Origin of the sequence: Mesorhizobium sp. M5C.F.Ca.IN.020.29.1.1 (genome assembly GCF_003997375.1) — a bacterium.
In the GTDB taxonomy this organism is placed as follows: domain Bacteria; phylum Pseudomonadota; class Alphaproteobacteria; order Rhizobiales; family Rhizobiaceae; genus Mesorhizobium; species Mesorhizobium wenxiniae.
Genome location: NZ_RZSW01000289.1, coordinates 1 through 7715, shown reverse-complemented (window position 1 = coordinate 7715; position 7715 = coordinate 1). Strand labels below are relative to the sequence as shown.

The 7715-nt window shown below is 61.9% G+C and carries 9 protein-coding genes; 7 read left to right on the top strand and 2 right to left on the bottom strand.

The features are described from left to right. Window positions 1-71: 71 nt before the first annotated feature. Window positions 72-893 (bottom strand): SDR family oxidoreductase, encoded by an 822-nt coding sequence (locus tag EOA85_RS21525; RefSeq protein WP_127211091.1) that lies wholly within the window; start codon window positions 891-893, stop codon window positions 72-74. Window positions 894-1105: 212 nt separating this feature from the next. Here EOA85_RS21525 and EOA85_RS21520 point away from each other — a divergent pair, with 212 nt between their 5' ends. From EOA85_RS21520 to EOA85_RS21490, 7 genes are all read left to right on the top strand, one after another. Next, window positions 1106-2140 (top strand): cysteine synthase A, encoded by a 1035-nt coding sequence (locus EOA85_RS21520; protein WP_127211090.1) that lies wholly within the window; start codon window positions 1106-1108, stop codon window positions 2138-2140. After that, window positions 2140-2883, top strand: a complete 744-nt coding sequence (locus EOA85_RS21515; RefSeq protein WP_065008724.1) for an alanyl-tRNA editing protein — start codon at window positions 2140-2142, stop codon at window positions 2881-2883. The genes EOA85_RS21520 and EOA85_RS21515 overlap by 1 nt, the downstream gene beginning before the upstream one ends. A 35-nt stretch (window positions 2884-2918) precedes the next feature. Next, window positions 2919-3776 carry a 3-mercaptopyruvate sulfurtransferase gene (sseA, locus tag EOA85_RS21510; protein ID WP_127211089.1) on the top strand — a complete coding sequence of 286 codons (858 nt, stop codon included), beginning with the start codon at window positions 2919-2921 and terminating at the stop codon, window positions 3774-3776. Beyond that, window positions 3776-4339, top strand: coding sequence for a GNAT family N-acetyltransferase (locus tag EOA85_RS21505; protein ID WP_095494886.1), 564 nt, complete (start codon window positions 3776-3778; stop codon window positions 4337-4339). The genes sseA and EOA85_RS21505 overlap by 1 nt, the downstream gene beginning before the upstream one ends. Before the next feature lie 100 nt (window positions 4340-4439). Further along, entirely contained in the window at window positions 4440-4997 is a 558-nt protein-coding gene (locus tag EOA85_RS21500) for an OmpA family protein (protein WP_127211088.1), read from the top strand. A gap of 245 nt (window positions 4998-5242) precedes the next feature. Continuing rightward, a complete protein-coding gene (gene dapB / locus EOA85_RS21495) occupies window positions 5243-6049 on the top strand; it encodes a 4-hydroxy-tetrahydrodipicolinate reductase (RefSeq protein WP_127211087.1) in 807 nt (268 codons plus the stop codon). 77 nt (window positions 6050-6126) lie between these two features. Next, window positions 6127-6594, top strand: coding sequence for a DUF1203 domain-containing protein (locus EOA85_RS21490; protein WP_127211086.1), 468 nt, complete (start codon window positions 6127-6129; stop codon window positions 6592-6594). 237 nt (window positions 6595-6831) lie between these two features. Here the strand turns inward: EOA85_RS21490 and EOA85_RS21485 are convergent. Continuing rightward, a partial coding sequence (locus EOA85_RS21485; protein WP_164759785.1) for an outer membrane beta-barrel protein occupies window positions 6832-7715 on the bottom strand: 884 nt, incomplete at its 5' end.

Here is a 7715-nt window from a genome sequence, read left to right as displayed (position 1 = left end):
ACCTATGGCCGCGATGGCAGACAGGCAACGGCGTCCCGCCGGCTGCGGGATCGCCGACTTCGATGGCCGGTCTATTCGCTCGGCGGCTTGCGGTCGAAATTCAGCGGACGCGCCTTCCAGCGGGTCGCGGTGCTGATGACCCACCGGCAGAACGGTCTCGGCAGGATTCTGAGCAGCTTCAGGCCCCAGCTCAAGCGGCGCGGGAAGGTGACTTCGAAGCCGCCGGACTTGATGCCGCGCGCCATGCGGCGCGAGGCGCGATTGACGGGCATCAGACCGGGCATCGGCAGCAAATTCTTCTCGGTCAGCGGGGTGTCGACGAAGCCCGGGTTTATCACCTGGATGCGGACGTTCATCTTGTCGAAATCGTATTTCAGCGACTCTGCGAGGATATTGACCGCCGCCTTGGTGCCGCCATAGGCGGCCGTGGTCGGCCAGCCGAAATAGGCGGTGACCGAACCGACCAGGACGATATGGCCGCGCGCGCGGACGCGCATGCGTTCGATGACCGGCACCAGGCCGTTGATGGTGCCGAAATAATTGACATCGAAAGACTGGCGAAATTCACGGACGGCAAGGTCTTCGCCGGCGGTCGCAATATAGCTCCCGGCATTGAAGACGGCCAAGACGATCGGGCCGAGATCCTTCTCGATCGCCGCCACCGTCTTTGCCATGCGTCTCTCGTCGGTGACGTCGCAAGGATAGGCCGTGACATGGCCCGGCATCTGCGCCGTCTCGACAACAAGCGTATCGATCGGATCGTCGTCGAGCGCCGTCACCGCGACGGCATAGCCTTGCTCCGCCAGGTCCTTGGCCAATGAACGGCCGATGCCGCTGCTGCCGCCCGTGATCCACGCGACGCCGTCTTTCGGATTGGCCCGGTAGAGAGTCATACTATGCCCTGCGACTTTTTCTTAGCCTGTGCTCTAGCGACGAAGAAATCGAATGAAAAGAGCGCTTTTCAGTGGGAGCTTCAACGAAAAGCGGAAGGCGACGTTTATTTTCGGAATTGCAGCCCAGAAATGCCGCTGGACCAGACAAATTCTTGCCTTGAAACCGAAGCTTCGGGTTTCTAGGGTTCCGCCGCAAGCATAAAGGAATCTCCATGCCCCGTTCTGTGATCGAAGCGATCGGCAACACGCCTCTGATCCGCCTCAACAAAGCCTCGGAAGAAACCGGCTGCGAGATCCTGGGCAAAGCCGAATTCATGAATCCTGGCCAATCGGTCAAGGACCGTGCCGCGCTGTTCATCATCCGCGATGCCGAGCAGCGCGGGCTCTTGAGGCCGGGTGGGGTCATCGTCGAGGGGACGGCCGGCAACACCGGCATCGGATTGACGCTGGTTGCCAAAGCGCTTGGCTACCGCACCGTGATCGTCATCCCCGAGACGCAAAGCCAGGAGAAGAAGGACACGATCAAATTGCTCGGCGCCGAGCTGATCGAGGTGCCTGCCGTTCCCTACAAGAACCCCAACAATTATGTGAAACTGTCGGGCCGTCTGGCCGAGCAGATGGCCCGGTCCGAGCCGAACGGCGCGATCTGGGCCAATCAGTTTGACAACGTCGCCAACCGTGACGGCCATACCCGCACCACAGCGGAAGAAATCTGGGCCCAGACCGGCGGCAAGGTCGACGGTTTCGTCTCGGCGGTCGGCTCCGGCGGAACACTGGCCGGCATCGCTTTCGGGCTTAAGTCCAAGAGCAAGGACGTCAAGATCGCGCTCGCCGATCCGCTGGGTGCGGCGCTCTATAGTTTCTACACCAGCGGAGAGCTGAAATCCGAAGGCAGCTCGATCACCGAAGGCATCGGGCAGGGGCGGGTCACCGCCAATCTGGAAGGGTTCACGCCGGACTTCTCCTTCCAGATTCCGGACGAGGATGCACTGCCGATCGTCTTCGGCCTTATCCAGGAGGAGGGTCTGTGCGTCGGCGGCTCGACCGGCATCAACATTGCCGGCGCGATCCGGTTGGCGCGTGAGATGGGTCCCGGCCACACCATCGTGACCGTGCTTTGCGACTACGGCACGCGCTATCAGTCGAAATTGTTCAACCCGGAATTCCTGCGCCAAAAGAAGCTGCCGGTACCGGGCTGGATGGAACAGCGGAGCACAATTTCGGTGCCGTTCGAAAAGGTCGCGTGATGGCTTACAGGACGGAAGCGCTGTTTCGCGACGACGCCTATCTCAGGACGGCTGACGCCACGATTGTAGCCGTCAACGATCGTGGCGGCATAATACTGGACCGGACGATCTTCTATGCCACGTCGGGCGGGCAGCCGGGCGATACGGGCACCCTCGAACGCGACGACGGCAGCCTGATCGCTGTTGCCGCCACCATCACCGGTCAGACCAAAGATGAGATCATTCATGTGCCGCAGCCTGAGCAGGCGGTGCTTGAGGTCGGCGAACCGATAAAGCTCGCCGTCGATTGGGAGAGGCGGCATTTGCTGATGCGCATGCACACAGCCTGCCATTTGCTCACCGTCGTCTGCCCGTTCCCGATCACCGGCGCCTCGGTTTCCGAGGACGACAGCCGTGTCGACTTCGACATCCCGGATGCCGGCTTCACCAGGGAAGACGTGACGACCAGGTTGATGGAACTGGTGCGGGCCGACCACCCGGTCTTTGTCAGGCTGATCACCGACGAGGAACTGGCGGCCAATCCGGCGCTGGTGAAATCCAAGAATGTTCGGCCACCCGCCGGCACGGGCAAGATCCGCCTGGTCTGCATTGGCGAGAACGCCTCGATCGACAGCCAGCCTTGCGGCGGCACCCATGTGAAGAGCACTGGAGAAGTCGGCGAGATCCATATCGGCAAGATCGAGAAGAAGGGTCGCGAGAACCGACGCTTCCGAATACGCTTTGGACCGATGCCGCCGGCCTGATAAACAGATTGTCAAAGGCGGGCAGGAGAAGAAGAATGGCCGAAGACAGCCCTTTCACCGTCGATGCGGACTGGTTGCAGAAGCGCCTCGGCGAGCCTGGCCTGACCATCGTCGACGCGTCCTGGTATCTGCCGGCGCAGAAGCGCGACGCGCGCGCCGAATATGACGCAGCGCACATTCCAGGCGCCCGTTTCCTGGATCAGGATGCGATCTCGGATCCCGATTCCGCACTGCCTCACACGCTGCCGTCGCCGCAGCATTTCGCCCAATATGTCGGCGCCATGGGCATTTCGGCCGACGACACCATCGTGGTCTATGACGGTCCGGGCTGCTTCTCGGCGCCGCGCGCCTGGTGGATGTTCCGTGTCATGGGGGTGTTCCAGGCCTACGTGTTGGACGGCGGCTTCGACCGCTGGAAAGCGGCTGGACGGCCGGTGACGGCGGAGCCGACGAAGATCGCGCCTTGCGTGTTTCATGCCGACTTCGATGCCGCCCGCGTCGCCAGCCTGGCCGACATGCGCCGTATCGTCGAGACCGGGAAAAGCCAGATCGCCGATGCGCGCTCGCCTGGCCGGTTTGCCGGTACCGAGCCGGAGCCTCGCGCCGGCGTCCGCTCAGGCCATATGCCCGGCGCGCACAACGTGCCGTTTTCGGCGCTTGCCGAGAACGGTGAGCTGCTGTCGAAAGACCGACTGCGCAAGGTGATCGAGGACGCCGGCATCGACCTGTCGAAGCCGGTCGTCACCTCTTGCGGCTCAGGCGTCACTGCGGCGGCGATCACGCTGGCGCTCGAGACGCTTGGCCATACCGACAACAGGCTCTACGACGGTTCATGGACGGAATGGGGTGGGCTTAGCGATACGCCCGTCGTGACGGGCAAGGATCGACAGTGATGGAAAACGGAGCGCTTGAAGACATCGAGGTCACGGTGACGTTTCTCGAAATGCATGTGCCGCCGGCCTACTCGCCGCCGGTGCCGTACAACCGCCAGATCGCATTGCTGAAGACCAAGGACATTCCGCTGCATTTCTACCGCTACCTGATGGATCGGGTAGGCCGCAAATGGCACTGGGTCAACGTGCTGAGGCTCAGCGACGAGGAGCTTTCTGCGGGCATCCATCGCGAGGACCGCGACATCAGGGTGCTGTATCTCGATGGGTCGCCGGCCGGTTTCTTTGACCTAAAGCCGCATCTGCCGGAAGAAGTGGAACTTGCCTATTTCGGCATGATGGAGCACGCGACCGGCCAAGGCATCGGCCGCTGGTTCCTGGGTGCGGCGATCGCCGCCGCCTGGTCCCACGGTCCAAGGCGGGTGACGGTGCAGACCTGCACGCTCGACCATCCGGCGGCATTACCGCTCTACCAGAAGCTCGGCTTTGCACCGGTCGCGCAAAAGAAGGAGATCGTGCATCCAATGACCTTCGCCGAGCGTGCGGCCAGTGTCATGCGGCCATGATTTTCTCCGCAAACTGAACCTATTGTTCATCAATGCTTCAGCTTGTCTTCGCCATCTTGCCGGCACCATCAATGCGGGCCGAGGCCGAAGGAGAAAAGACATGCTGACCCGACGCACATTTGCCACCGCGCTGGTTGCGGCCCTCGCCATGCCGACCCTTGCCGCCGCTCAGGCAACCACGCCTTCGGCGGCGACGATCGAGCGTCAGCTCGAGGCCTCGCCCCGCGTTAAGCTGCGCCCGAACCAGCGCGTCACCATCCGCGAATTCAAGAGGCGGCCGGACCTGCGGCGCATGGCCCGTTCGATCGATATCCAGTCGATCAATTTCGCCTTTGGGTCGGCGGCCATCTCCGAATCGCAATATGGCAAGATCGAAAACATCGCCGATGCGCTTCAGCGCATCCTGCGGCGCGACCCCGGCGCCCGCGTGCTGATCGAAGGCCATACCGACGCGGTTGGCTCCTTCCAATCGAACCAGATCCTGTCCGAACAGCGCGCCGCCTCGCTGAAGCGCACCTTGGTTCGCGAATTCGGCGTGCCGGGCTATACGCTGGAAACCGTCGGCTACGGCGAGGAATTCCTGCTCGTGCAGACGCAGAACGAGAATTGGCGCAATCGCCGGGTGACGCTCCGCCGCTTCGACGACTTCATCCGCTGAGCCTGTCCGAAATCCGCATTGGCGGCCATCTGAAGGCGTCTTCTGCGCTTCCGGTGCTCACGGACCTGAATCTCCGCTCCGCTCCGGTTCTCGAAGACACCATCATCTGACTCGCCACTGCGATGTTCGAACAGGCTCAGTCACTGCGGTCTGGATCAACACCCGGAAACGAGCCTGGCTTTAATGAGCCGCGCTCTTTACATATCGCTGTCGGTCAAAGCTCGATGGTGATGGAGGACCAAACGATGACGATACGGGTGGTGATGGCCGGTGCGACCGGCTGGGTCGGCAAGGCGCTGGTTCCGGCGATCGGGGCGCAAGGCGACATGGCACTGGCCGGGGCTGTGTCACGCAGCAGCGCGGGGCAGGATTCCGGCCTCCTGGTTGGCATGCCGGCCAACGGCATCACCGTTTCCGCCTCTTTGGCCGAGGCGCTGGAGGTGCCGTCGGACGTGCTGGTCGACTACACCAAGCCGCATCTGGTGAAAGACCATGCGCTGCTGGCCATAGAAAAAGGACGGCACGTTGTGATAGGCACGTCGGGGCTGGGTGCGACCGATTTCGGCGAGCTCGACGCTGCAGCACGCGCCAATCGTGTCGGCGTCATTGCAGCCGGCAATTTTTCAATCACCGCCACGCTGATGAAGCGGTTTGCACTGATGGCGGCAAAATACGTGCCGGATGTCGAGGTGATCGACTATGCGAGCGCCAAGAAACCCGACGCGCCGTCCGGCACCGCGCGCGAGCTTGCCGAAGCGCTGGCCGATGTCCGCAAGGCTTCGACCGCGCGGCCGGTCTCGGAGGTCTCGGGTGTGCCGGGAACCCGCGGTGCGGCGGTCGGTACGGGCGAGGGGGTGCAGGTGCATGCGCTTCGCCTGCCTTCGTACATCCTGTCCTGTGAGGCGCTGTTCGGCCTGCCCGACGAGCGGCTGACCATTCGTCACGACGCCGGCTCGTCCGCTGCTCCTTACGTGGCCGGCACGCTGCTCGCTATCAGGCGGGTACAGGAGATCACAGGGCTGGTGCGCGGTCTCGACGCCTTGATGGACTGATCCAAATTGGCAGGAATCGGGTGGGAGACGCTGGCGCAGCGGCGTAATTTTCGGTCGACGACACCGGAGATTTCGCCATGACCATCCAGTTCAAAGCCTTGCCCACGGAAGATGTCAGAGCCTTGCAGCGCGGCGCGCCGGACGCCTATGGCCTGATACCAGAGCGGAAAATATCCGACGGTGACGGCGTGCCTTGCCGCCACTGCCTGAAGAACGTGGCCGCTGAAGAAGCCTATCTCGTCCTGGCTTACCGGCCATTCCCGGAATTGCAGCCCTTCGCCGAGACCGGTCCGATCTTTCTGCATGCCGAAGAATGCGAGCGCGCTGCCGAAGCGGAGGCGCTTCCAGAAATGCTCGAAAGCGCCGACTACATCGTGCGCGGCTACGGCAGGGACGACCGCATCGTCTATGGCAGCGGCGGCGTCATTCCGACGGGCGCCATCGCGGCGCGGGCCGAGACCCTGTTCGAACGCGACGAGATCGCCTATGTGCATGTCCGCTCGGCGCGCAACAATTGCTACCAGTGCCGTATCGACCGCGCGTGACGATTCGGGCGGTATTCATCGATCGCAGCTGTCGTACGCCTGTCGCATTGTCGCGTTACGGAATTGATTGTCGATCGATTTGCCGACCGCGGATGAACCGGCGGGAAGTCTACATCAGACGAAGCGGGGCTTTGGCTCCGCTTTTTTGTTGCCCGCGCTGTCCGCCCCGCATTTCTTCCGCCCAAAGAAAAAGCCCGCCGGAATGACCGGCGGGCTTTGACTGTTATTTGGGCGGTTCTAGTTGAACTTGTACTTCGCACCGATGCGGACGGTATGGAACGAAGGCGTGGAGGTGAGAGTATCGTCCGGCAGCCCAAGATCCGACGAAAAATCCTTCTCGGAGAACTGCGAATAGCGGTACTCGAGGCCGACGGTCACGTTGCTGGACATGGCCGTTTCCAGACCACCACCCACCGAGAAGCCGCTGGAGTCCCAATCGAGGATATCGCCGATGGGTGAAGACGCGTTCAGATCGAAGTGCTGCCAGCTGTAACCACCGAGCACGTAGGCGAGGGTTGATTCGTTGACTTTCATACCGACACGGGCAAGTACATCGAAACCGTAATCTGTATCCAGATTGATCGATCCGCCCGGAACTTCCAACTCCGAAATCATGCCGGAGTAGCGGGCATCCACCATGACGCCTGCGACCCAGCTGCCGAAATCATGGTCGTAGCCGACGTTCAATTCGCCGAACACGCCTTCGCCACCGATCCCGTTGAACTCGAGGTCGCCAGCCGGCGGAACGTCGATCTGATGCACGGACGCACCCGCGCCGGCGGCGCCGCCGACGTAGAAGCCGGTCCAATTATAGGCAGGAGCCTCAAAAGAGGCGACGCCACCATTCTGGGCGCCAAAGCGATAGTTGGCCGCAACCTGGAACGTATGCCGCGACGTATCCGTGTCGAGGACGCCATCCGGTATATCGAACTCGGAAAGAATGTTTTCAGTACCGAAGCGGGTATAGCGATATTCTGACTTGATGGTCCAGTTACTGTTGATGGCCGTTTCAACGCCAGCTCCGACGAAGTAGCCGCTCTGGTCCCAATCGAAATCAAAACCAGCGTTCGTGTCGAATTTATATTTTTGCCAGGAATAGCCGCCGAGCACATAGCCCAAAG